This window comes from Alteromonas naphthalenivorans, assembly GCF_000213655.1.
Taxonomy (GTDB): Bacteria; Pseudomonadota; Gammaproteobacteria; order Enterobacterales; family Alteromonadaceae; genus Alteromonas; species Alteromonas naphthalenivorans.
Map to the genome: position 1 here is coordinate 3,651,653 of NC_015554.1, position 24,177 is coordinate 3,675,829.

Consider the following 24,177-nt stretch of genomic DNA (forward strand, 5'->3'; position numbering starts at 1 on the left):
TGGTAAGGCAACAGTGCATGCCCCTAACATGATAAAGTTGTGATATAAGCAAATATGGCTGAAAAACGTAATATCTTTTTGGTTGGCCCAATGGGTGCTGGCAAAAGCACCATCGGTAGACACCTGGCAGACGAACTTCACCTGGATTTTTATGACTCCGATCAGGAAATTGAGCGCCGTTCTGGTGCTGATATCGCCTGGATCTTCGACCTTGAAGGCGAAGATGGATTCCGTGCGCGTGAAGAAAACATCATCAATGATTTAACAGACAAGCAGGGTATCGTGCTTGCCACTGGTGGCGGTTCAATTGTAACCAAAGCAGTTCGTAATCGTTTGTCTGCACGAGGCATTGTTGTTTACTTGCAAACTACGATTGATAAGCAAGTTGCTCGAACACAGCGCGATAAGCGTCGCCCTTTGCTTCAAAACAACGATCCGGAGCAAGTACTTCGCGATCTTGCAGATTTGCGTAATCCTCTTTACGAAGAAGTTGCAGATTATGTAGTTGATACTGATGACCAATCTGCTCGCGCAGTGGCAAATCAGATCATTAGTAAAATCGGTTTATAAATAAAATAATTAGGAGGTGCTACGCCCATGTCAACCTTAACTGTGGAACTTGGCGAACGTAGCTATCCTATACATATTGAGGCCGGGTTGCTTAAGCAGCCTGGCCTTTTTGTGCCTTATATAAAAGGTCCGTTAGCGGTTATTGTTACCAACGAAACCGTTGCACCTTTGTACCTTGATACCGTGAAAGCGGCATGTGCTAGTAAGCAAATTGAAACCATTGTATTACCTGACGGTGAACAATATAAAAACCTTGAGCAATTCGAGGTAGTCATGACCCGCTTACTTGAGCTCAACGCGGCTCGAGATACCACCCTAATAGCATTAGGTGGCGGGGTTATTGGCGACTTGTGTGGTTTCGTAGCTGCAACATATCAACGTGGCGTACCCTTTATTCAAGTGCCCACTACCCTACTTTCACAAGTAGATTCTTCTGTGGGTGGTAAAACGGCGGTTAATCACCCTCTAGGCAAAAACATGATTGGCGCATTTTATCAGCCAATCTTGGTCGCTATTGATACGCAATCACTGTCTACGCTACCTCCTCGTGAATTCTCTGCTGGTATGGCGGAAGTCATAAAATACGGCATTATCTATGATGAAGCCTTTTTCTCTTGGCTTGAAGCGAATGAGCAAGCATTAAAACAGCTAGATGAATCAACCCTTAATGTTGCCATTAAACGCTGCTGTGAAATTAAAGCAGAAGTGGTCGCTAAAGATGAACGTGAAGGCGGCCTAAGAGCTATTTTGAACTTGGGTCACACGTTTGGTCACGCAATTGAAGCTGAACAAGGCTACGGCAACTGGTTACATGGCGAAGCAGTGTCAGCTGGTACTATAATTGCTTGTGTAGCTGCAGAGCAGTTAGGTTGGTTTACAGCGTCAGAAACTCGTCGCGTACGATCACTCTTTGAGGCATTTTCACTTCCAGTGGAAGGGCCTAGCACAATGAGTAAAGCAGATTATGTTAAGCATATGAAGCGCGACAAAAAAGTAGAAGCCGGTAATATTCGTTTTGTGCTTCCTAAGAATATGGGCAATGCTGTCGTCACTAAAGATGTGACTGACGATATGCTTACTGAAATTCTACGCTAGCCATTTACTGGCACACCTAACTAACACCAACATTCGTTTTCTTTGCTAGCCCTTTACACATGTATCGGGCTTTATGGGGTTATTGCGCATGCACAGTGAATTGCATGAACGTCTTGAGTATTTAGTTAATTATTCCTCTCAACTGGTTTTTGTCAGCGGCGACTCTATTGCAGAGCAACAGCAAACCCTTGAAGCCTTCGTCTACCAGCAGCATGACGATACTGAGATAGCGTATTTAACCGCTGAATCCAATATGGAAATTTCTGACTACCGTGGTCAGTTGTGCCGTCAGTTGTTAGGTCAAGTAGTCGGCAGTTTCGTACGCCCTCTTAACGAACTTTTATCCGCGCTAAATAACCATGAGGGTCCAGTCCTCATTGCTATCACGCAAGCCGAGCACATGCCCGACAAACTGCTTCAAGAATTATGGGATTTGGTGTTACAAAGCCGCTTTGCAGGTAACAAGCAGCATTTGAACGTATTACTATTTGCCACAACCAAGTGGGCTGAAAATGCTAAAAAATGGCTTCCAGCCAAAAATACCGATACGCCATTGCTTATTAGTAGCCAGTCCATTTCTTCAAACCTTCAAGGTTCAAAGCCCCAAGGCTCTGAATTAGATAGGATGATTTCCCAGCGCAGAGAAGCGTTTCAAGCTCATCTTGATAAACGAAACCTTCCTATGGAAACTGCCCCGTCTAATCCACTTACTTCTACGGGGTTTTATATTGCGATTGCTTTAGTTTTTTTATTAACCTTTGGCGGGTTGGTTACCTGGCAGTATGGCGATTCAATATCCTCATTATTTTCACCAATTGCACAACAACCTAAGCCTTCTGAGGCTGAAAGTGTGGTACCAGGCTCTGCTTTTAGCAAAGTCGCAGACAGCCAAGTTGAGCAGCCTATTGCGCCAAATTCAGATAATGAGAGCAACGTAGAACTGGTGACTGACTGGACAGGGGCCGTTTCTTCGCTTGATGGCGATGTAACAAATAGTACCTTAGTAGACAGCGCCGACTCCGCTGATGGCTTTGTTACAGGTAACGCAGTTGAGCCTGCATCGCCAGTAGTGGGTACAACAATGCAAAGCAGCAATCAAGAGCCTCCACAATCAGTAGTCGCCCGTGAAGTGGCCGATAGCGTACCTTCTTCGAACACGCCTGATAGCAGTGCATCAACACCCGCAGCAAATCAAGCCCCGCCGCAAGGCACCTCGGTTCAACAAGGTAGCGTAAAGGTGCAAGAGCAACCACTAAGCGATGATGGGACAACCCGTGAAGGTGTTACTGCCGCTAGCGCAGAAATCTTACGCCCTGACATGGTTTTACCCAACGACTTTGTGATTCAAATGGTAGGCATTAAAGATAAAAACGTGGTTCGCCAATTTATTGCTCAACATAACTTGTATGCCGTGACCCGACAGTATGTGACTACGCGGTATGGCGGTGATTGGCATGTAGTTGTTTTTCATCAACCATTCCGATCATTAACAGAAGCTCGAGCAGCGCTGTCCGCGTTGCCCGATTACCCGACTAAGAACGAAGCGTTCATCAAACGTGGGCAGCAAATTCTAGACGAAATGGCGCTGGTAGCTGGCGAATAATAGTACGTTGTGCCCATTGTACTGACTTCAAACAAAAGAAAAGCCGTATGCTTTACGTTTCATGGTTGTTCCAACGTATGAGGAAAGATACAATCTATCTTTAGCGTGGTATTGCGAGGTAATTGCAACGCCACTCCCCAGAATTACGCCAAACTCGGCGAGTACCGGATTGACAACCGTCTTTATTCCGTGCAGGTAGTAACGTTTACGCATGATGCAGAAGAAAAACCGGGCCTTTTTAAAATGGGCCGGTGGCAAGTACAGCCTAGTAGAGCATATTCAGGCAAGGTTACCTCAAGCAAACAAACTTATTGAACCGTTTGTAGGCGCGGGGTCAGTGTTTCTGAACACTCAGTATAAGCGGTATTTGCTGAACGACATCAACCCTGACCTAATAAACCTGTACAACTTCTTAAAAGTTCAGCCCGATGCCATCATCCACGACGCACGCAGTTTCTTTAACGGCGAACGTAACGATGAGAAAATGTACTATGCATTGCGAGAAGAATTTAATGCAACCGAAGACGAGTACTATCGAGCTATTTTGTTTCTATACCTTAATAGGCATGGGTACAATGGATTATGTCGCTATAGTTTAGCGGGCAGGTTCAACGTCCCTTTTGGCCGCTATAAGAAGCCTTATTTTCCTGAGCATGAAATGTTTGTGTTTGCAGAAAAAGCGCAAAAAGCCACGTTCACTTGTTTACCCTTTGAGAAAGTATTTACTCGTGCTCGCCGTGGAAATGTCATTTATTGTGACCCACCCTACGCGCCTATCAGTAAAACAGCTGCGTTTACGAGTTATGCGGCACGCAGTTTTGGGCAAGACGCGCAAGAAAAGTTAGCAGAACTCGCAATGCGATCAGCAAAAAAGCGGGGGATCCCCGTATTGGTGTCTAATCACGACTTGCCACTTACCCGCTCCTTGTATAAGGGCGCAGACTTCAGCATGTTGTCGGTAAAGCGCTCCATTAGTCAAAATGGTGCAACGAGGAAACCTGTAGATGAAATTTTGGCGTATTTCCCACCTAGTGCAGTAGTAAAAAAGCCAAAACGAAATCAACGCAAAACTATTGTAGCGAAAAAATAATTAGTAACCGGTTAGCCACTTCACAAACATCATTAAAGAGACCACCATCATGGCAACTAAAATTATGCCAATGATCAGAAAACTAACAAAAGTTCCTTTCGTGAAATCACGCTCGTAGTTTTTATGGCTTTGTACACCGAACACACCCGCTACAACACTCATAAGCACTGACCAGAAGCCGGTACCCGGTTGTTGACTCATTACTGATAAGTCTCTTGTAGGGGAATTGTCATGCTACTTACTGTCTTACTTACTGTCATCATCATGAAGTAGCTCAAGCAAGTCGAGAAAATGGAACTGAAATGAAGGCGATTTTCCCGCTATCCAAGACAGCCAACTGACTTCAATAACGCCGTCTCTGTCTCTGGCACACTGATTCTGTACATGGCTAGCAGGTAACTTAGGGTTAAAACGAGAAGAGGGTTGAAACTCGCACACTGAGGCTTCCGAGCCCGAACGTGGATAGACCGCTACGCTAACTAGCGCAACCATGCCGCATACTGCATAAAATGGAAGTACTTTCATCCTGAACACTCCTTACGCTATTTTGCTTTGAACTTCATTATAAATAAAACCTTATTAGTCACAAGATAATATTCAATAATGATGAATATTAATACTAACTTCATCAGTAAAAAAAGCCTGACACATAAGTATCAGGCTTTTAGATTCAGACATTCGAAACAACTAATCTATTGTTTTCGAGGTCATTTTAAACTTACAGTTCGAAGTCCATGCTGTAACCAACACTAAACTTCACTGAATCGTTATCGTAAGCGTCGGCACCGTCATCATCTAAGTCAGTACCCGTCACTGCGAAGCTAAATCCATCTTTCGCAATCGACACACCCCAATCTGCGTAACCGCCAACTACACCGTTGAAGTCTTCCGCGAAATCACCTTGGTGGTAGCCTACATGGAAACCTAGTTCCGAGCCATTTAGCACTTCTAAACCATAATCTAGAGAAACATAAGTCGCTTCACCAAAACCGTAATCACGGTTGTCAGCTTCATCCGCTTCGGTATGAGCTAGAACAGAAAGAGTCAGGCTTAATCCACCCATACCCACAGAGCCATATACTTCAGCGAAATCGAAGTTGGCTTCAGCATCATAGTTGTAGTAGAGGTAACCGAAGTCGTAGGAAATATCGTTTGATTCACCTGAGAACCCAAAATACATATCGTGCTCGTACGAATAAACATCATCAGCACCGTAGTTTACATTTGATGCCCAGGTACCTGCGTAAAAGCCACTTTCGTGTGCATAGTCAATACCACCCTGAACCGCCGCATCATTTGTTGTTTGTGTTAGACCACGCCAAATGTAGTTGCTTGTTACACCTGCGTTAGCTGTAACTTCTGCGTAACTAGGTAGCGCAGTAAATAGGCATGCAGACGATACTGCAGCAGCAAGCAAAGTGCTTTTAGTAGATAATTTCATGTGTGTGTTCTCCGTGAAGTTCCAAAACTTGTTGTAATTAATTTTTCTGTCTTGATTTTTCTTATATTTGAGTTGGATTACGCAAGAGTGATGCCCACTTATTGCACATATAGCACCACTTACAAAAAACACATAAGCCAATGATTTATAGACATTTAAAATAAAAGCACTTAAACGAAAAGAATTTAACGGCTAAGATGGGTGCACAGAAATGCACCAAAAAAATGCAACCTCACCAATAGCGTGCAATTAATTTAATCTTTTACCCCCCTAATATTTACTTATCTGTAACACGTCATCGAATGCAATCAGCGCTGTTTTCAACTGCTAACTTTCGGTAAACTTCACCTTTTAGCACGTGCATTGCCTCGTAAATAGGGAAAACCGATGAAACCATTTTTGATTGCCCCCTCCATTCTGTCTGCCGATTTTGCCCGGCTAGGAGAAGAGGTAGAGAACGTATTGAGCGCAGGTGCCGATGTGGTTCATTTTGATGTAATGGATAATCACTATGTGCCCAACCTCACATTTGGCCCTATGATATGCGAGGCTTTAAGAAAATATGGCATTACTGCACCTATTGATGTGCATCTAATGGTGAAACCGGTTGATGACTTAATCGAAAAATTTGCCGATGCCGGTGCCAGTTATATTAGTTTTCACCCTGAAGCATCAGAGCATATCGACCGCTCACTACAGCTTATTATTGATGCAGGGTGTAAACCTGGCTTAGTCTTTAACCCTGCAACACCTCTGCATTATCTGGATCATGTCATGGACAAGTTACACCATATCCTTATTATGTCGGTCAATCCGGGCTTTGGTGGACAAAAGTTTATTCCTAGCACTTTAGATAAGGTGCGCGCCGTTAAGCAACGAGTGTTAGAAAGTGGTCACGATATAAGAATAGAAATTGACGGTGGCGTAAAAGTCGATAACATTCGCGCCATTGCTGAAGCTGGCGCTGATATGTTCGTAGCCGGTTCTGCTATTTTTTCCGAGCCAGATTATCGCGCAGTTATTGATGACATGCGCACTGAATTATCTCGTCTTTCTAAGGCGTAACTAAACAACGTTAACGTACAGGTACACATTATGAGTAACAAGCCTATTGTATTAAGTGGCTGTCAGCCTTCTGGACAACTTACCCTTGGTAATTACATGGGTGCGCTTAAGCAGTGGGTTTCCATGCAAGACGATCATGACTGCCTATATATGTTGGTCGATTTACATGCCATAACGGTTAGGCAAGATCCTAAGCAGTTATTCGAAGCCTGTCTTGATGGCTTGGCATTATACCTAGCTTGCGGTATCGACCCAGAAAAAAGCACTTTATTCGTGCAGTCTCATGTACCTCAACATGCCCAGCTTTCATGGGTACTCAATTGCTACACGCAAATGGGTGAACTAAATCGCATGACGCAATTTAAAGATAAGTCAGCGAAAAACGAAAACAATATTAATGTTGGCCTCTATGGCTATCCGGTATTGATGGCAGCAGATATCTTAATGTACCAAGCTGACAAAGTACCCGTTGGCGACGACCAAAAACAGCATCTTGAGCTTACCCGTGATATCGCCAACCGAATGAACAACTTATACGGCGACATTTTGCGTGTACCAGAACCTCATATCCCAGAGTTCGGTGCCCGCATCATGAGCCTACAAGAGCCAGAAAAGAAGATGTCGAAGTCTGATGTTAACCCAAACAACTTCATTGGCTTGCTTGAAGATCCTAAAAAAATCACCAAGAAAATTAAGCGTGCGGTAACCGATTCAGACGAACAAGCGAACATTTACTTTAACCCTCAAGAAAAGCCCGGGGTATCAAACCTGCTTACCTTATTATCACTATCAACAGGTAAGTCGATAGATGAATTAGTACCGGCCTACGAAGATAAAATGTATGGCCACTTAAAGGGTGACGTAGCAGAAGCGGTAGTGGGACTACTAGAGCCAATTCAGCAACGCTATGCCGATATTCGTACGAATCGTGATTACTTAAACGATGTTATGCGAAATGGCGCCGAAAAAGCATCAGCCCGCGCAGAAGAAACCCTTAAAAAGGTGTATGAAGCTGTTGGTTTTATTCCAAAGCCTTAATTAGTGTTGCATTGAACAGGTTAGATTGCCGTGTTGCTGTTAATTGATAATTTCGATTCATTTACTCACAATCTAGCCCGTTACCTTACTGAATTAGGTGCTTGCGTTAAAGTGGTGAGAAATAATGCCCTTAGCATTGCCGATATAGAAGCCTTATCGCCAAGTCATTTAGTGATTTCACCCGGCCCCTGCACACCTAATGAGTCAGGAATTAGCGTAGAGGCAATTAAGCACTTCGCTGGGAAAATTCCATTACTTGGTGTGTGCTTAGGCCATCAAGCCATCGGCCAGGTTTTTGGTGCTTCTGTTATCGGTGCAAAAGAAATTAAGCACGGCAAAACCTCTGCGCTCTTTCATAAAAACCGAGGCCTGTTTAATGGGTTTGAACAAGGTTACGCGGTAACTCGCTATCACTCATTGGTGCTTGATGAAAACCACTTCCCTAACGTTCTAAATATAGATGCGTGGTGCGTGACTGATGACGGGGAAAAAGAAATTATGGGAATCTCTCATAACGCACTCCCTATCTGGGGTGTACAATTTCACCCTGAATCCTTACTAACCGAGTATGGTCACGATATTTTAAATGCTTTTCTAAATGCCTAGGCCTTGACTCTTAGTTATTCTGCCAAGGGTTCAGAATAAACTTAAGCTATATGGCTTCCTGCCGATAAAAAGTTCTGCAGTTACTCGCATTTGGCGTTGTTTTTGTTTACTTTTTATAGGTTAATCAACAAAGCGCCTTTGTAAGTAGATATATTTAGGAATTAGGGCGACCCAATGCACGGCATCTATGAACAGACGCTAGAACAGTTACTTAGCAGGAGCTACTTTGAGATGACGACCCCAGCATCGACCCCGCCGCCTATCGATGAGCGCTTTGAGAGCCTATTAATTTCTCCAGAGCTTGCGATGAAAATGCTGGGGAAGCGTGGTCCTGGTGAAATCAGCTTTGAACAATCTGAACAAGGCGACGCCCGCAGGCAGTTACTTCACGTAGAAAAAGTCGCTATTGAGAATAAGCGCCTAAAAGCGCAGTCTGATGCCTCATATACCGAAACAGTTAATCATTACTTGCATGAAGTCTTATTAGGTGAGCTTACCGAGCAGCTATCGTTTACCTCCGACGTTTTCAACAACACATTAAATTTAAGTGATGACACGGGTGCTTTACTCGACGCGCTATCGGTACGCGCGGCATCGGTATCAAAACTAGAACCTATTGCAGCTAACTTACCTTGGCTTTATGACGAGTTGATGCAAGTCGTGAACTCTCCGGCTTTTAGAAGACGAGACTCCAAAGGTAGGGTAATCGTGGTGGAAACTTTCAGAACGGCACTTAGCTTCTTAGGCATTGAGAATTTACGCCTGCTTATTCCTTCTCTTATTGTAAAACGTGCCATGCCTCAGGTAACCGACCCGTACCCTTGCATTAAACTTAAACTCACTCAGTTTGCGCACGGCACGGCGGTATCCGCTAGGCACCTCGCGCCGCACTATAAGCTTAACCCGGTTCAGGCTTATAGTTTTGGTATGCTCAGTCAATTAGGTCGCTGTGCCATCATCCGGTTGTACTTCAAGTTGTTTGATAAGGTGCAGCTTCACCTGTTGACCGAAAGCCAAAAAGACAAAGAGCGCATGCGTCATGAAGCTTTATTAAAGCTGGCACCATCGGCGAATTACCTAATTGCATTACAAGATGAATATGCTGATGCATTATCCGCCGACCTTATTGAAAACATGATGTTGAAACGCTTATTTATTGGTGATGCGATGCGTCAATGTGCCAACAGAGAGCCCTGTGAAGTAGGCTCCATGGCTAAGCTTCTACATCAAGCTCGCACCTATTCGAAGGTAAGAATGCTGCATCAATCACGTATGATTGAAGTGGCAGAGGTAAAACCAATGATTAAAGAACAAGAATATCCATCAGGTGCATTGGAAAAACTAAGATCTGTTGATATTTTCACCCTTCCTTTATCAAGGGAGGAAGAAAACAGCTAATTTTTTGTGGATATTCATGCAAATTAGCCAAATATCTCCTTTTACCCTCATTTGACCCACGCCAGATCAACGCGCTCTGGCTGTGAGATTACACACCTAATTCACCTTTTAATTACACTATTCCTAAACAATATGGCTTAGTAGTAAATAGTTATTCACTTTTCCTGCAAATTAAGCCAGAGTCCTTGTATATAAAGGGCTGCAGCCATTCACAAACAAGACAACTCCTTAAAAAAATGGCATACTCACCGGTAATTTCGTTTATTTTTCCGCCTGCTCGAGGTCTATTGTACCGACACGGGCGCTTAAAACAGAGGTAACAAAAATGACAGTAACTCGCGCAACGTTTGATGAAGTGATGGTACCTAACTACAACCCAGCGGGTATGGTCCCCGTTCGCGGAGAAGGTTCACGCGTCTGGGATCAAGATGGTATTGAGTACATCGACTTCGCTGGCGGTATTGCGGTAAACGTACTAGGTCATTGTCACCCTGAACTTGTTAAGACTCTTAACGAACAAGGTAGCAAGTTGTGGCACTTGAGTAACGTATTCACCAATGAGCCAGCCCTTCGCTTAGCCTCTAAACTGGTCAATGCCACGTTTGCAGAGAAAGTGTACTTTGCTAACTCAGGCGCAGAAGCCAATGAAGCCGCATTAAAATTAGCACGTCGTTTCGCATTAGATAACTACGGTGAAGATAAAAACCAAATTATTGCTTTCAACAAAGGGTTCCACGGCCGTACTTTCTTTACCGTAACCGTTGGCGGACAGGCCGCATATTCAGATGGTTTTGGTCCTAAGCCTGGTGCTGTTGAGCATTGCGACTATAACGATTTAGCCGCTTTCGAAGCATTAATCTCAGACAACACATGTGCCGTTATGATGGAACCCCTTCAAGGCGAAGGCGGAATCATCTCTCCTGATATTGAATTTATCAAAGGCGTGCGTGAGTTGTGTGATAAGCACAATGCCTTGCTCATTTTTGATGAAGTGCAATCGGGTGTTGGCCGTACTGGTCACCTGTATGCCTATATGGGCTTAGATGTGACACCTGACATTTTAACTACCGCAAAATCGTTAGGCGGTGGCTTCCCTATTGGCGCTATGCTAACCACTACTGACATTGCCGCGCATTTAAAAGCAGGTACGCATGGAAGTACCTACGGCGGTAATCCACTAGCCTGCGCTGTAGCTGAAAAAGCCTTTGATATTGTTAACCAGCCTGAAGTACTTGAAGGCGTGCTACACAAAGAAGCCTTGTATCGTGAGCTTTTAACAGCCATCAACGACAAGTACGAGGTATTTTCTGAAGTACGTGGGCAAGGTATGTTGCTTGGCTGCGCGTTAAACGAAAAATACCAAGGCCGCGCTCGCGACTTTATGATGGCCGCAACAAAAGAACACCTTATGTGTTTAATTGCTGGCGCTAACGTTATTCGTTTTGCTCCTTCTTTGGTTATTCCTGATGAAGATATTAAAGAAGGTCTAGCCCGCTTTGAACGTGCCGTTGCCGCTGTTGTGAACGCCGAATAAACGCCAATTTAGCGAGTAGCGAACATGAATATAATTCGCCCTATTACACAAGCTGATTACCAGGCTTTGTACGACATTGCAGTAGAATCAGGTATTGGGTTTACCTCGTTGCCGGTTAACGATGATCTGCTGCATAGAAAAGTCGACCGTGCGCAAGAAGCTTTCACCAAAGCTAACGTGACTCAACCCGGTGATGAGTCGTACCTGTTTGTTATGGAAGATACGACCACCGGCGAAGTAGTGGGCACTTCAGGTATTGAAGCAGCCGTAGGTATCGATGATGCGTTTTACCACTATCACTTGAGTAAAGTGGTACATGCCTCTCGCGAGCTAAACATTCACAATACGGTTGAAATTCTCACCTTTTGTAATGACTACACGGGCGTGACTGAGATTTGTACGCTGTTTTTAAGAGAACAAGCCCGAGGCGGAATAAACGGGCGTTTTCTATCGAAAGTACGCTTTTTATTTATGATGGAGCACCGTGAACGCTTCTCTGAAACTATTATTGCCGAAATGCGTGGTGTAAGTGATGAAGAAGGCCGTTCGCCTTTTTGGGAATGGCTTGAAACCCACTTTTTCTCAATGGACTTTCCTACTGCCGACTACTTAACCGGTATTGGTAATAAGGTGTTTATTGCAGAACTGATGCCTAAATACCCTATTTACGTCAATTTATTAAGTAAAGAAGCACAGGCGGTTATTGGTCAGGTTCATGACAAAACACGCCCCGCTCTGCAGTTACTTGAAGGCGAGGGATTTAGTTGTCGCGGATACGTCGATATTTTTGATGCAGGTCCTACGGTAGAGGCCAATCTCAGTCATATCCGAACGGCACAGTCTAGCTTAAAAATGCCAATTGTTATTGATGACGCGGCGGCGGCACAAGGCCAAACCCACTACATCATCAACACCTCTGTTGCAGACTTTCGCGCGGTAGCCACCGAAATAGGGGTTAACGAAGAGCAAAATATTGCCGTGCTTTCGCGTCAGGCTGCAGCCGCTCTGAATGTGCAAGAGGGCGACTATGTTCGTCTTGCACCTGTAAAGTTCAGAGACTAATTGAAGGACACTTTATATGTTACATACACATTTTATCGACGGACAATGGGTGACCGGTGAAGGTCACGACCTAACCTCAATCGATCCCGCTAAAAACCAGGTTATTTGGGAAGGTAAGTCAGCCTCCCCTAGCCAAATTGACTTAGCAGTGAAAGCCGCTCGTGCCGCTGCCCCTGCATGGGGAATGCTGACGGTTGAAGAACGTTTAAGCATTATTAAGGTTTACGGCGAAAAATTAGGCGAAGCGAAAGCGCACCTAGCTAAAGTGATGGCAAAAGAAACTGGCAAACCTGAGTGGGAAACGGCCACAGAAGTGGGCGCTATGATGGGCAAAATCGCTATTTCTGAAAAAGCATATTTCGAACGTACCGGCAATGTGGAAAACCCTATGCCTGTAGGTAAAGCCTTCATTCGCCATAAAGCCCATGGTGTTGTAGCCGTATTCGGCCCGTATAATTTCCCTGGCCACTTACCTAATGGTCACATTGTACCTGCGCTTATTGCAGGCAATACCGTGGTATTTAAACCAAGCGACTTGACCCCTATGGTTGCCGAAGAAATGGTTAAGCTATGGGAACAAGCAGGCTTGCCCGCTGGCGTACTTAATTTAGTACAAGGTGAAGTTGAAACCGGTAAAGCGCTTGCGTCACACAATGGTATTGATGGGTTATTCTTTACCGGAAGTTCACGTACGGGCAAAATTTTGCACGAACAGTTTGCGGGTCATCCCGGTAAAATTTTAGCCCTAGAAATGGGCGGAAATAATCCGTTAATTGTGAAAGACGTAGCCGATATTGATGGTGCGGTTCACGACATCGTGCAGTCAGCCTTTATTACGTCAGGTCAACGTTGCACCTGTGCGCGCCGTTTGTTTTTGCCTGCCAATGCACAAGGTGATGCCACATTAGCCCGTCTTCTTGAAGTCACTAAAAATATCAAAATTGATGACTATGACGCAGAAGATCAGCCTTTCATGGGCGCAATGATTTCAGCCAATGCTGCAGCATCTATGGTTAAAGCGCAGCAAGACCTTGAAGCCTTAGGCGGCAAGGTGTTATTGCGATTAGAACAGCCTGATACTCAAAAGGGGTTCGCCACGCCAGGTATTATTGATGTCACTGACATGCTGTCTGAATTGCCTGATGAAGAGCACTTCGGCCCATTGCTTAAGGTTATTCGCTACACCGACTTTGATAGCGCAATTGAAGAAGCGAACAATACCAGCTTTGGCTTATCGGCAGGATTGCTAGCTGATAGCGAAGAAGACTACCGTTACTTTTTTGCACGTATTCGTGCAGGCATTGTTAACTGGAACCGCCCTATTACGGGTGCAAGCAGTGCAGCACCGTTTGGTGGCATTGGTGAAAGTGGAAACCATCGCGCCAGTGCATTTTATGCCGCCGACTACTGTGCGTTTCCTGTCGCCTCGGTAGAGCTTGAAAAAGTGACCTTGCCGGGCAAATTAAGCCCAGGCCTAACACTTTAAACAAACCAATTCAGACAAAGCCGCTATTAATAGCGGCTTTATTTATAGGACACACCCCATGCATAACAATATCGATACGCTTTTTGCCAATATGTGGGACGATTATGTTGCAATTACCCCTTCAGCTCACAAAATTCATGCCCTGCTTGCGGATGAAGAAAGCACAAATAACATTGTTAACGACCATGTAGCTTTTAGAACCTTTGCAGTAGATAAAACCGCGCTTAAAAAATTGGCCGCTCACTTTCTTGCCCTTGGATATACCGAAATGGGTGATTATAATTTCGAAGCGAAGAAGCTAACCGCTAAGCATTTCGAGCACCCTGATGACACAAAACCAAAAGTCTTCATCAGCGAGTTGAGAGTGAACGAACTGTCTGACAATGCACAAGCCATAATTCAAAAGCTTGTAGCGCAAATGGATGCCGATGTCGTGACTGCTGATAACTTCCTTTATTCAGGCCGTCACTGGGATATCAGCAAAGCCGATTACGATGCTCTGCTTAATGAATCAGAATATGCAGCGTGGTTGGCGGCATGGGGATTTCGCGCTAATCACTTCACGGTTAGCGTGAATCATTTAGGGCAAACTGATGAGCTTTCAGACGTAAATACGCGCTTAAAAGAAGCCGGTTTTGTGCTAAACACCTCTGGCGGCGAAATAAAGGGTGGGCCTGAGGTCTTCTTAGCGCAGTCATCTACAATGGCCGATCGGGCACCTGTGAATTTCTCTGACGAGACCGCTGCCATTCCAAGTTGTTTCTACGAATTTGCACAGCGTTATAACATGCCTAATGGCAAACGCTACCAAGGCTTTGTGGCAGCTTCCGCAGATAAGATATTTGAAAGCACTAACGCCAGTTAACGTTTTGATGCGTTGAATCGGCGCAGTCTGAACAACAAAGAATTTAAATGGGATGAATAAAGGGGCGAAAGCCCTTTTATTTTCTGCTAGGGAACGTATCTGACAAGTTTGTATGCCTTGCAAGGAACTGATCATAAGGCATAGGTTTATCGAAATAAAAACCCTGCATGAGGTTCACGTCAGCATTTTCCATAAAGGGTAAGTAAGACTCCTGCTCTACCCCTTCCACCACAATTTCAATCTGCAACCTATTGAGCATGGCCACCAAACCACAGAAAAGCGCATTCGCTTTACTGTTGTTATGGATATCCTTAACCAAGCTCCTGTCCACTTTAACGACTTCAAAATGAAAGTTTCGAAGGTAACTTAAGGAAGAAAAGCCACTGCCAAAATCGTCAAGTGAAAGGCGGAAGCCAACTTCACGCAGACTATTTAGCGCGGCAAGCGCGGCTTTTTCATCACGGATAAAAATAGACTCGGTGAGTTCAAGTTCAATCATGTTGGTTCGCACCGAACTATCATTACAAATTTTCGTGGCTTGGGCGGGGAAATCGGTGTCTAGCATTTGGTTAACACTGATATTAATTGAAAGCGGAATGCTCTCTCCTTGCTGCGCTTCCATCATCGCAATATAGTCACATGCGGCTTCCAGCGCTTGCAAGCCAATCTGGCAGTCTAGGTCGTGCGCTTCAGCGATGGGAATAAATACCAGAGGAGGTACAACACCGTGCAAACCAGATATCCACCTGCAAAGCACTTCTCCGCCTTTCAAATTGCCCTGTAAGTCATACTTGCCTTGAATATAATAATCGAGCAAGTTTTTTTCGATAGCTTTACGCAAGTCGTTAACCATACTGACCTGTTGCGACATTCTCTCATAAAGCCCATCCTCATAGACATTCACTTGGCCTTTACCAAGTTTTTTGGCGTGATACATTGCCGCATCTGCGCATTGTACAACGCCTTCAATACTGTCATTGTGTTCGGGAAATTTGGCAATACCGATACTTGCGGACAGTTTCAATTCGACCTTTTTAGTTACCACAACATCTTCTTCGATGAGCCGAATGAGCGCTTCGGATTTCTCCACCGCCCATTCAATATTTTGTCTTGAAAGTACCGCAATAAACTCATCGCCTCCCCACCGCGCCACATCACCAAACGGACCAAATGAAGCGGTTAGCAATGCGGCAACACGCTGAAGCTCAACATCGCCTTTCTCATGACCCGCGGTATCATTAATCGCCTTGAAACCATCAAGGTCGATGAACACGACTAAAAAGTCGCCGTGGCTGTCGAAAAGTTGTTGGAAAATATCACGCAGGGCGCTGCGATTATTTAACCCAGTTAATTCATCGTACAGGGCAAGTTGCTTTAACCGAGCTTCATTGCGTTTGCGTTCACTAATATCCCGCATAGTGGCAATAAGCGATGATGAGGCTTCTAGGTAATTGTCAAACACCGATACGGATATATCAACCGCGGTATTCTCCCCCACTCTGGGTACAATAACAGACTCAAACCTAAGCTGTTTTTTATGCTCCAAGCTATTGGTATTTACCTTTTCACCCTTCAACAAATCATTAAGATTAAGATTGATACAGGCCATTTTATCTGGCGCACCCACCAGCTTCACAAACGCCTCATTGCATTCGTTTATGCTTAAGCTAGGAGATAATACCAACATGGGTTCGCGAGAATTCGCAAAGGCTGATGCCATGAGTTGAAAGGATTGCTCTGCTTCCCTTTGCTGCGTTATATCTCTCGTGGTTCCCACTATTTGTAAGGCTTCACCACTACTACCACGCTTAAGTACACGCCCTCTTAGGCGCACCCACTGCAACTGGCCTTGTATGCTCATACGAAAGGAAAGTTCTATGCGTTCGCGCCCACCATGAAGCGCCATCGACCATTGAAACTGTAAGTTTTCCAAGTCACCTTCATGCACTAACGCCATTAAGTCGATTGGGGTTCCGGACCAGGTAGACTCACTTTCTGAATTAAGTGAAAACGCACGAATATCAATGATGTCGTGGCTCGCCTGCCAATCCCAAAACGACTCTTGCGATGCCCATAATGCGAGTTCTAACTTTTTCTGGGATTGCTGACTGAAAAGGAGTGAATTGTATAGCTCGTCAGCTTTTAGCAACAGCAAGGATTCTGCATTTTCTCTTGCTGTTTTTTCACGCTGAAGCCGCCTTTCTAAGCTTTTTAATTTTTCTTCTAGAGGATCTAGATCGGCGCCCACCGGCTACACAACCTGAATACTAAATTCGTAAGTATGAGGGAATGACATTTGATGAGTTTCGCGTTCTAGCGTGCAATCGAAGTGCGCAGCGGCTGCATCCATTAACCCTTCAGCAAGGGGATACAGTTCCCGTTCCGAGAAGTAGCGCAAGCGCATACTATTATCGGTTCTAGATATAACGGTAAACCTAGGCAAATCAGCATCTGGATAGAGTTTGCGCACTTGAACATGAATGTCACCATCAAGGTGTTCTAGCAACTGTAAAATGTCTTTCGTGTCTGCAAGTACATTGCCATGTACTGCCGCTAGCTTACCAAAAAGATAAACCCCAAAATCGTACAGCAGTTCATTAACCGACTTACCGGTTTTCGCAGTAAGGATAGATAATATTTTCTGCATTTCTTCAAAAGGATAATAGCCGACCGCAGTATAGGCTCCATCGTTTGTTAACTCAGCTTCAACAATCACTTCGTCAGCAAATTCAGGCGATACTTTTTCTTCTAGCATGTCTACGAGCGAAGTAAATACAAACCCTAACATACGGTCTCCTTATACAATTAATAATAGTGTAGTTCAGTCACACCCAACGACAACCAATGTTTAGGAAATATCATTCTCTTGGGCATCTGAACTATCGTCACTTGAAGCGCTTTGATTTTGCACCACTTCAACACTATCCACCCGCTGTAAACCTCGAGGTAACTTGTTTCCTCTTCGTCCTCGCTCTCCATAATAGTGTTCTAAATCTGAAGCAGACAAGGTCATATTACGTTTACCCGCGGTCACTTTTAATGAAGCGCCATCAGGCACTACCGCCAATACAGTCACAAACTCTTCGCGGGATTGCGCTTTGGCACCAGGAATATTAATCAGCTTATTCCCTTTTCCTTTACCTAGGCTTGGCAAGTCTTTAAGTGGGAACAGCAACATACGCCCTTCGTTCGAGATGGTTAAACACCAATCTGACTCAGGGTTAGTGACAGGTTTAGGCTTCATTACCTTGGCGGCCTTTGGCAAAGAAAGATATGCTTTCCCCGCCTTATTTTTGCTCACCATATCTTTGAATGTGCCTACGAAGCCGTAGCCAGCATCGGAGCCAACCAAAAACTTAGCCTCGTCGGATGCCATAATAACGTGTTCAAACGACTCACCACCTACCAAGGCAAAACGCCCTGTCAGCGGTTCCCCCTGACTCCGCGCCGATGGCAATCCATGGGCATCACAGGAGAAAGTACGTCCCGAGGAATCCATAAATACCGCAGGTTGATTACTTTTCCCTTCTGCACTTGATAGATAGCCATCACCCGCTTTGTAGCTTAATCCCTCGGCATCAATGTCATAACCTTTGGCGCATCGTGCCCACCCTTTTTCTGATAACACGACGGTAACTGATTCAGCTGGCACGAGTTCTTTTTCAGACAATGCTTTCGCTTCACCGCGCTCAACAATAGGTGAACGTCTATCATCACCATACTTTTCAGCATCGGCGAGAATTTCTTTCTTAATCAGGGTTTTTAAGCGGCGATCTGAGCCTAGCAAGGTTTGCAATTTATCACGCTCTGCTGCCAACTCATCTTGCTCGCCCTTAATTTTCATTTCTTCAAGTTTGGCTAAATGACGAAGCTTTAATTCTAGTATTGCTTCTGCCTGCTTATCGCTAAGCGAAAACCGCGAGATTAACTCTTGCTTGGGCTTTTCGTAGGTACGGATAATCTCGATAACTTCATCGATATTCAAAAAGGCAATGAGCAAGCCTTCTAAAATATGTAAACGAGCCAGCACTTTGTCTAATCGGTACTGAAGACGACGGGTAACTGTCTCTTTTCGGTAAACCAACCATTCAGATAAGATAGTACGAAGATCTTTAACCTTAGGACGACCATCCAAACCAATCATGTTTAGGTTTACGCGATAGTTCTTTTCTAAATCGGTAGTCGCAAACAAATGCTGCATTAACTGAGCAGTATCGATACGGTTTGAACGCGGCGTAATAAGTAAGCGGGTAGGGTTTTCGTGATCTGACTCGTCGCGTAAATCGCTAACCATTGGCAGCTTTTTAGCCTGCATCTGCCCTGCGATTTGCTCTAAAATTTTACCACCTGATGCCTGGTGAGGCAGCGCCGTAACAACAATATCGCCATTTTCTTCGTGGAACACCGCACGCATTTTAATTGAGCCGCGGCCGGTTTCGTACAGTTTACGAATATCAGCTTTAGGCGTAATAACTTCAGCTTCGGTAGGATAGTCTGGCCCATTAACGTGCTCTAGCACATCGCTAAGCTCTGCTTTGCTGTTGTCGAGCAACATGGCACAGGCATAAGCCAATTCACGCACATTATGTGGTGGAATATCTGTTGCCATACCAACAGCAATACCGGTAACGCCATTAAGCAAGATATGCGGCAAACGAGCGGGTAGCACACAAGGCTCTTCTAATGTGCCATCGAAATTGGGGGTCCAATCGACGGTGCCTTGACCTAATTCATCCAATAAAACTTCTGAAAAACGAGAAAGTTTAGCCTCGGTATATCGCATGGCAGCGAAAGATTTAGGGTCGTCTGGCGCTCCCCAGTTTCCTTGCCCATCTACCAAGGGGTAGCGATAAGAAAAGGGCTGCGCCATCAATACCATGGCTTCATAACACGCGGAATCTCCATGAGGATGAAACTTACCTAATACATCCCCTACCGTTCTAGCTGATTTTTTGTACTTAGCATTAGCGCTCAGTCCCAAGTCAGACATGGCGTATATAATGCGTCGTTGTACGGGCTTTAGGCCGTCAGCAATATGAGGTAGGGCACGGTCCATGATGACGTACATGGAATAGTTTAAGTAAGCGTCTTCGGTAAAGCGCCTTAAAGGCAGTTGTTCTACACCGTCGCGGTTAATAATAATCTCGTCGCTCATGATAATTTTTTCGTTTTGTTATTTTCACAATACAGCGTTAATGCCAAGCATTTAGTTTATTTAAACAGGTAGCAGCGTTAACGAACGGCGTGTTTATGTGGAAGTGTTTACCCACAAAATAGGACTTTTTATTAAGCCTTCAATGTTTCTATTGTGGGGCAAACTAGGGGCTAGTGCAATAATCACTATTAGGTTAACTCAGTATAGCGATAGACGTAAATGCCTCAATCTTTTGTACAATTGTCCGCCAGAGTGGTTTAATAAGAATAGAAGAAGATTAAGAAGCTATTCAGGATGTATTTGTTTCGAATTTTTACACTGCTGTGCGCATTACTTTGGCTTATCGCCCCTCAATCAACACACGCTCAGCATATTGAGCAACTTTTCGATGAAGATGCTTCTTTAGACCTCTCCGACTCCCTGTACTATTTATACGAAACCAATCTGCCACTCACAATAAACGATGTGAGTAGACGGCGCAGCGACTTTCGAATGCATCCCTATAGTAATCCCAATTTTGGATTCAGAGATAAAGGAATGTGGTTATTAACGTCATTTTCCAACGTGTCAAACCAAGAGAACTGGGTATTTTCTATCAATTTTAGCCAACTCGACAAAGTCGATTTCTATTTGGTTAAAAATGGCGAAGTATTGCAGCAAAGCCATCAGGGGAAATCTCAAAAAGAGCAAATTTTTCGCATTCCTACATTACGGGTAAAGCTTGCCAACGCTGAACGGGTAGATTTATTCATACGTGTTGAAAGCCAATCATCAAGTCTTATTACGCCACTACGAGTGCAACCTGAGCCAGTTCATAGCAGTTCGTTCCAAATGGACAGCCTAATGTGGGGTTTGTTTTACGGGGGGTTGCTGATACTGGCGGTCTATAACCTTGTGCTGTATTTCGGGGTTCGCGAGCGCAGTCTTATTGCCTACGTGGGCTATATATGCGCCGTTATTCTTTGGCAATTTATTTGGGGCGGCCATATCCACCTGCTGTTTTCAGGGGGAATACCCTATTGGCTTGTTGGCCACACTGAACTGATATTTGTGATCATAGGTATCTCATCCGGTTTTTTTACCGTGAGCTTTCTTGAGACCAAAAAGAACGCCAAGGCTGCACATCCTGTCATTGTTTTGTTATTGGCAGTACAAATGGTTATTGGGGTAGTTTGTTTTCTGGGGGTGCTTCCTTCTATCTGGAAGAATAACTTGGTTTATGGTGTAGGTCTAATCGCAATTTGTAGTTATATATTTGCCGGTATTGAAGCCTTCATTAACCGCTTCCAACCTGCCCGATACTTTATATTTGCTTGGGGTATGCTGGCCTCTGGTGCCATTATTGGCATGCTAAGTTTAATTGGCGTACTCCCCTCAAACGACTTCACCACTTACTGTTTCCAAGTGGGTGTATTTTTAGAATCTGGGCTGTTTTCTTTCGCGCTAATGGAAAAAAGTAGAAGCCAACTTGAGCATGAGGTTGAGCAAGCCACCGATGATTTACGCAATAATATGGAGCTCATTGAAGAGCAAAACGCACGCTTAGATATTGCCCGTAAAGACGCAATTAAAGCCAGTAATGTGAAATCGCAATTTCTTGCCAATATGAGCCATGAAATACGTACGCCTCTTAACGGTATTCTAGGGTTTAGCCGAGAACTCACCCATGCCTCTTTGCCGTCTGATCAACAAGAGCAAGTGCGAATTATCAATACTGCCGCTGATAACTTGCTGACTATAGTGAACGATGTTTTAGACTTCTCTAAGATTGAAGCCGGTAAGCTGCAAATCAACAACCAACCATTTTCACCCAATACTTTATTGGAAGAAATGGTGACAATTATGGCGAAGTCTTCCCATTCTAAAAAGTTAGAATTTGTTTTCGACCTAGCGCCCTTGCCAGAAAAGTTAATAGGTGATGTGTTCAGAATAAAGCAAATTTTGAACAACCTGCTTGGCAACGCCTTAAAATTCACCCCTTCCGGTACGATTACCCTAGCAGTTAAAGGCCGCCCGCTTTTGCACGGAATTCATGAAATTGAAATCACCGTTGAAGATACGGGTATCGGTATAAACCGGCAGGACAGAAAGAAACTCTTTAATGCGTTTTCTCAAGTAGATGACTCGATAAACCGAAACTACCAAGGGACAGGATTAGGCTTGGTAATTAGTCGAGAGCTAGTTCGACTCATGCGAGGCGACTTAACCCTCAAAAGTACGCCAAGACAAGGTTCCACCTTCGTGGTTACCCTCAGAACCAATCACTTAAGCCAGAAATATGCATTGAGTGCTGATACCGAGTGGCATGGAAAAAATGTGGTTATCTTCGACCCCATTCCGGCTACACGCCGTGCCAGCGCCTCTATGTTGAAGCAACTGGGTGCTAACGTAACCACGGTTGAATCCGTTGATTACCTTTCCAGACTATCGCTACAGTCATCTTCCACTGATTTTTTTATGGCAACAGTGCCGGTATCAAAAATGGACAAGCGGGATGAGTTCTTAAGCCGCATTGTACAGTTTAATGCCACCAAGCGGGTGCTTTGGTATTCAGGCCCAGAGCCTTTTACTCAATACCCAAGTTTGTCTCAGCACTTTCATACTCAAATACGCATGCCGATGACGCTAAGTAAGCTCGATGGCTTAGTGAATAATAAGAAAGCGGTGCCAAGAAATCCGCTTCAAGATAAGTTGAATACCCTTCCACCGGCAAGAATTCTAGCCGTGGATGATATGGATATGAACCTCAAGTTACTGCATACCTGGCTTGATAACTCACCTATATCATTAGTGACCACAACCAGTGGCGAAGACGCGGTTAATCAGTGCCAAACCCAAGAGTTCGACTTGATATTAATGGATGTTCAAATGCCTATTATGGATGGGCTTCAAGCGTCTCGAGCGATAAGGAAAACGACGCTGAACATGGGCACACCTATTATTGCGGTAACCGCCCATGCCTTTAAAGAAGAACAAGAAAGGTTATTGGCTTCCGGCATGGACGACTATTTGCCCAAACCCATTGAGATAGGTTCACTGGTAGATCTTATTCGTTCGTGGTGTCATGTCACAGAGCCAGGGCACATTCTATTACCTTCATTAGACTGGCAGCTTGCGTTAAAGCGCGCACACCAAAACCATGAAGCAGCAAAAGAATTACTTGAAGACTTTATTACTATGGCGCCAGAGATGCTAATGACCTTGAGGGCGCTGTGGAATAAAAAAGATTACGCAGAGCTTAAACTCGAAATTCATAAGTTACACGGAGCATGCTGTTATATAGGCGCCCCGCGATTGCAAAGCTTAGCAGATGAGCTCGAAAGCGCCCTTAAACTAGGGCAACATTTTCTAGTTGCTGAGAATCTACCGCTGTTACTTGATGAAATTGAGCGAGTCTGCTCTGAAGGGCAGACGCGCGCGGGCTAGCTTAACCCGGGTTATTGAACCTTATTGGTTCTGCGGGCGGCTTGGCATTGAGAAATAAGCGCAGCAAATTCTTCTGGGGTTCTATCTATGTCAGAGGTAGCAATAAACACGTCATAGCCTAGGCGCTTGCGAAGCTCTGCCATACGGTTTGCCAACATGGCTTTTACCCCAGTGAGTACTGTGCCATTGTTCAACGTGAAATGATTGTCATCGAACATAGACTCTTCGTAGCAACTTCCCGTTGCACACCCTTCATTGGTGTTATGCAGCAACAAAGGTCGCTGCTCCATAAGCAAATGGGTGGCTAAACGTGGCGATATACTGGTTAGAAACTCGGTATAGTCTTTTAATTTAAACCCCACGGTTTCAAGCCCTACATGCTCTAATCCTTGTCGTACTCTCGGGCAGTCTGCCCGTTGTAGGTTTTCCCAATGTATCCGCCAGCTGCCCAACCGGTGGCGATAGGTAATTACCTCTGTGGTCATTTCTAGGCTGAATTCAGGTTCTCGAATTTTAAAGTAGCCCACCAATAAAGTAACTAATGCGGCACTGGTGATCAAAATACCCGCAAGGAAAAGCCAATCAGGGAGCAATACAAACCAAAGCGCTGCAAACACTAGCCCTGCACAACCAATAACGATACTGGTTATACCGTTACTTTTTGACGCGGCTCGAATAAGAATAGGTTCAGGGTTATTGCCAGACATACAGGTACACAACCAACATAATTAAGGCCCACAGCA

20 protein-coding genes are annotated in these 24,177 nt (G+C 44.6%); 13 read left to right on the top strand and 7 right to left on the bottom strand.

Features of this window, described 5'->3' with window-relative positions; all coding sequences use genetic code 11:
* The first annotated feature begins 54 nt into the window (after positions 1 to 54).
* From aroK to AMBT_RS15950, 4 genes are all read left to right on the top strand, one after another.
* Positions 55 to 570, top strand: a complete 516-nt coding sequence (gene aroK / locus AMBT_RS15935; RefSeq protein ID WP_013785664.1) for a shikimate kinase AroK — start codon at positions 55 to 57, stop codon at positions 568 to 570.
* A 27-nt stretch (positions 571 to 597) separates the two neighbouring features.
* Positions 598 to 1,665: a 3-dehydroquinate synthase gene (aroB, locus tag AMBT_RS15940; protein WP_013785665.1), complete on the top strand. Its 1,068-nt coding sequence runs from the start codon at positions 598 to 600 to the stop codon at positions 1,663 to 1,665.
* Positions 1,666 to 1,753: 88 nt separating this feature from the next.
* Positions 1,754 to 3,268, top strand: a complete 1,515-nt coding sequence (locus AMBT_RS15945; RefSeq protein ID WP_013785666.1) for an SPOR domain-containing protein — start codon at positions 1,754 to 1,756, stop codon at positions 3,266 to 3,268.
* 211 nt (positions 3,269 to 3,479) lie between these two features.
* A complete protein-coding gene (locus AMBT_RS15950) occupies positions 3,480 to 4,358 on the top strand; it encodes a Dam family site-specific DNA-(adenine-N6)-methyltransferase (RefSeq protein WP_013785668.1) in 879 nt (292 codons plus the stop codon).
* Here AMBT_RS15950 and AMBT_RS15955 read toward each other — a convergent pair whose 3' ends face one another.
* The 3 genes from AMBT_RS15955 to AMBT_RS15965 form a co-directional block, all read right to left on the bottom strand.
* On the bottom strand, positions 4,359 to 4,559 hold the full coding sequence (locus AMBT_RS15955) for a DUF2970 domain-containing protein (protein ID WP_013785669.1): 201 nt from the start codon (positions 4,557 to 4,559) through the stop codon (positions 4,359 to 4,361).
* A gap of 45 nt (positions 4,560 to 4,604) precedes the next feature.
* Positions 4,605 to 4,883, bottom strand: coding sequence for a hypothetical protein (locus AMBT_RS15960; protein WP_013785670.1), 279 nt, complete (start codon positions 4,881 to 4,883; stop codon positions 4,605 to 4,607).
* A gap of 193 nt (positions 4,884 to 5,076) precedes the next feature.
* The gene (locus AMBT_RS15965) at positions 5,077 to 5,799 is read right to left on the bottom strand and encodes a TorF family putative porin (RefSeq protein WP_013785671.1); all 723 of its coding nucleotides are present in this window, start codon (positions 5,797 to 5,799) and stop codon (positions 5,077 to 5,079) included.
* Between the two features lie 387 nt (positions 5,800 to 6,186).
* Here AMBT_RS15965 and rpe point away from each other — a divergent pair, with 387 nt between their 5' ends.
* The 8 genes from rpe (at position 6,187) to AMBT_RS16005 (ending at position 14,853) form a co-directional block, all read left to right on the top strand.
* Positions 6,187 to 6,864, top strand: coding sequence for a ribulose-phosphate 3-epimerase (gene rpe / locus AMBT_RS15970; protein WP_013785673.1), 678 nt, complete (start codon positions 6,187 to 6,189; stop codon positions 6,862 to 6,864).
* A gap of 30 nt (positions 6,865 to 6,894) precedes the next feature.
* Positions 6,895 to 7,902 carry a tryptophan--tRNA ligase gene (gene trpS, locus AMBT_RS15975; RefSeq protein WP_013785674.1) on the top strand — a complete coding sequence of 336 codons (1,008 nt, stop codon included), beginning with the start codon at positions 6,895 to 6,897 and terminating at the stop codon, positions 7,900 to 7,902.
* 30 nt (positions 7,903 to 7,932) lie between these two features.
* Positions 7,933 to 8,508: an anthranilate synthase component II gene (locus AMBT_RS15980; RefSeq protein ID WP_013785675.1), complete on the top strand. Its 576-nt coding sequence runs from the start codon at positions 7,933 to 7,935 to the stop codon at positions 8,506 to 8,508.
* A 174-nt stretch (positions 8,509 to 8,682) separates the two neighbouring features.
* A complete protein-coding gene (locus AMBT_RS15985; RefSeq protein ID WP_013785676.1) occupies positions 8,683 to 9,906 on the top strand; it encodes an HDOD domain-containing protein in 1,224 nt (407 codons plus the stop codon).
* A 325-nt stretch (positions 9,907 to 10,231) separates the two neighbouring features.
* On the top strand, positions 10,232 to 11,440 hold the full coding sequence (locus tag AMBT_RS15990) for an aspartate aminotransferase family protein (protein WP_013785677.1): 1,209 nt from the start codon (positions 10,232 to 10,234) through the stop codon (positions 11,438 to 11,440).
* 24 nt (positions 11,441 to 11,464) lie between these two features.
* A complete protein-coding gene (gene astA / locus AMBT_RS15995) occupies positions 11,465 to 12,502 on the top strand; it encodes an arginine N-succinyltransferase (RefSeq protein ID WP_013785678.1) in 1,038 nt (345 codons plus the stop codon).
* Positions 12,503 to 12,518: 16 nt separating this feature from the next.
* Positions 12,519 to 13,988: a succinylglutamate-semialdehyde dehydrogenase gene (astD, locus tag AMBT_RS16000; RefSeq protein ID WP_013785679.1), complete on the top strand. Its 1,470-nt coding sequence runs from the start codon at positions 12,519 to 12,521 to the stop codon at positions 13,986 to 13,988.
* 58 nt (positions 13,989 to 14,046) lie between these two features.
* Positions 14,047 to 14,853 carry a DUF1338 domain-containing protein gene (locus AMBT_RS16005; protein WP_013785680.1) on the top strand — a complete coding sequence of 269 codons (807 nt, stop codon included), beginning with the start codon at positions 14,047 to 14,049 and terminating at the stop codon, positions 14,851 to 14,853.
* Between the two features lie 76 nt (positions 14,854 to 14,929).
* Here the strand turns inward: AMBT_RS16005 and AMBT_RS16010 are convergent, their stop codons facing one another.
* The 3 genes from AMBT_RS16010 to parC are packed head-to-tail and all read right to left on the bottom strand — an operon-like array spanning position 14,930 to position 20,008.
* Entirely contained in the window at positions 14,930 to 17,101 is a 2,172-nt protein-coding gene (locus tag AMBT_RS16010; RefSeq protein WP_013785681.1) for a putative bifunctional diguanylate cyclase/phosphodiesterase, read from the bottom strand.
* A 3-nt stretch (positions 17,102 to 17,104) separates the two neighbouring features.
* Positions 17,105 to 17,641: a heme NO-binding domain-containing protein gene (locus AMBT_RS16015; protein ID WP_013785682.1), complete on the bottom strand. Its 537-nt coding sequence runs from the start codon at positions 17,639 to 17,641 to the stop codon at positions 17,105 to 17,107.
* A gap of 60 nt (positions 17,642 to 17,701) precedes the next feature.
* Positions 17,702 to 20,008 (bottom strand): DNA topoisomerase IV subunit A, encoded by a 2,307-nt coding sequence (gene parC, locus AMBT_RS16020; RefSeq protein WP_013785683.1) that lies wholly within the window; start codon positions 20,006 to 20,008, stop codon positions 17,702 to 17,704.
* A gap of 294 nt (positions 20,009 to 20,302) precedes the next feature.
* Here parC and AMBT_RS16025 point away from each other — a divergent pair, with 294 nt between their 5' ends.
* Positions 20,303 to 23,434 carry a hybrid sensor histidine kinase/response regulator gene (locus AMBT_RS16025; RefSeq protein WP_013785684.1) on the top strand — a complete coding sequence of 1,044 codons (3,132 nt, stop codon included), beginning with the start codon at positions 20,303 to 20,305 and terminating at the stop codon, positions 23,432 to 23,434.
* Between the two features lie 11 nt (positions 23,435 to 23,445).
* Here the strand turns inward: AMBT_RS16025 and AMBT_RS16030 are convergent, their stop codons facing one another.
* Complete coding sequence (locus AMBT_RS16030) at positions 23,446 to 24,141, bottom strand: DUF2982 domain-containing protein (RefSeq protein WP_013785685.1); 696 nt, start codon at positions 24,139 to 24,141, stop codon at positions 23,446 to 23,448.
* Positions 24,142 to 24,177 lie beyond the last annotated feature (36 nt).

What these genes read in the sequence shown, in the direction of transcription:
- AMBT_RS15960 (WP_013785670.1), bottom strand. Translation starts at nt 4,883, where the DNA reads ATGAAAGTACTTCCATTTTATGCAGTATGCGGCATGGTTGCGCTAGTT.
- aroK (WP_013785664.1), top strand. Translation starts at nt 55, where the DNA reads ATGGCTGAAAAACGTAATATCTTTTTGGTTGGCCCAATGGGTGCTGGC.
- AMBT_RS16030 (WP_013785685.1), bottom strand. Translation starts at nt 24,141, where the DNA reads ATGTCTGGCAATAACCCTGAACCTATTCTTATTCGAGCCGCGTCAAAA.
- AMBT_RS15985 (WP_013785676.1), top strand. Translation starts at nt 8,683, where the DNA reads ATGCACGGCATCTATGAACAGACGCTAGAACAGTTACTTAGCAGGAGC.
- AMBT_RS16005 (WP_013785680.1), top strand. Translation starts at nt 14,047, where the DNA reads ATGCATAACAATATCGATACGCTTTTTGCCAATATGTGGGACGATTAT.
- AMBT_RS16025 (WP_013785684.1), top strand. Translation starts at nt 20,303, where the DNA reads ATGTATTTGTTTCGAATTTTTACACTGCTGTGCGCATTACTTTGGCTT.
- AMBT_RS15945 (WP_013785666.1), top strand. Translation starts at nt 1,754, where the DNA reads ATGCACAGTGAATTGCATGAACGTCTTGAGTATTTAGTTAATTATTCC.
- astD (WP_013785679.1), top strand. Translation starts at nt 12,519, where the DNA reads ATGTTACATACACATTTTATCGACGGACAATGGGTGACCGGTGAAGGT.
- rpe (WP_013785673.1), top strand. Translation starts at nt 6,187, where the DNA reads ATGAAACCATTTTTGATTGCCCCCTCCATTCTGTCTGCCGATTTTGCC.
- parC (WP_013785683.1), bottom strand. Translation starts at nt 20,008, where the DNA reads ATGAGCGACGAGATTATTATTAACCGCGACGGTGTAGAACAACTGCCT.
- AMBT_RS15950 (WP_013785668.1), top strand. Translation starts at nt 3,480, where the DNA reads ATGATGCAGAAGAAAAACCGGGCCTTTTTAAAATGGGCCGGTGGCAAG.
- AMBT_RS15965 (WP_013785671.1), bottom strand. Translation starts at nt 5,799, where the DNA reads ATGAAATTATCTACTAAAAGCACTTTGCTTGCTGCTGCAGTATCGTCT.
- AMBT_RS15990 (WP_013785677.1), top strand. Translation starts at nt 10,232, where the DNA reads ATGACAGTAACTCGCGCAACGTTTGATGAAGTGATGGTACCTAACTAC.
- astA (WP_013785678.1), top strand. Translation starts at nt 11,465, where the DNA reads ATGAATATAATTCGCCCTATTACACAAGCTGATTACCAGGCTTTGTAC.
- trpS (WP_013785674.1), top strand. Translation starts at nt 6,895, where the DNA reads ATGAGTAACAAGCCTATTGTATTAAGTGGCTGTCAGCCTTCTGGACAA.
- AMBT_RS16015 (WP_013785682.1), bottom strand. Translation starts at nt 17,641, where the DNA reads ATGTTAGGGTTTGTATTTACTTCGCTCGTAGACATGCTAGAAGAAAAA.
- AMBT_RS15955 (WP_013785669.1), bottom strand. Translation starts at nt 4,559, where the DNA reads ATGAGTCAACAACCGGGTACCGGCTTCTGGTCAGTGCTTATGAGTGTT.
- aroB (WP_013785665.1), top strand. Translation starts at nt 598, where the DNA reads ATGTCAACCTTAACTGTGGAACTTGGCGAACGTAGCTATCCTATACAT.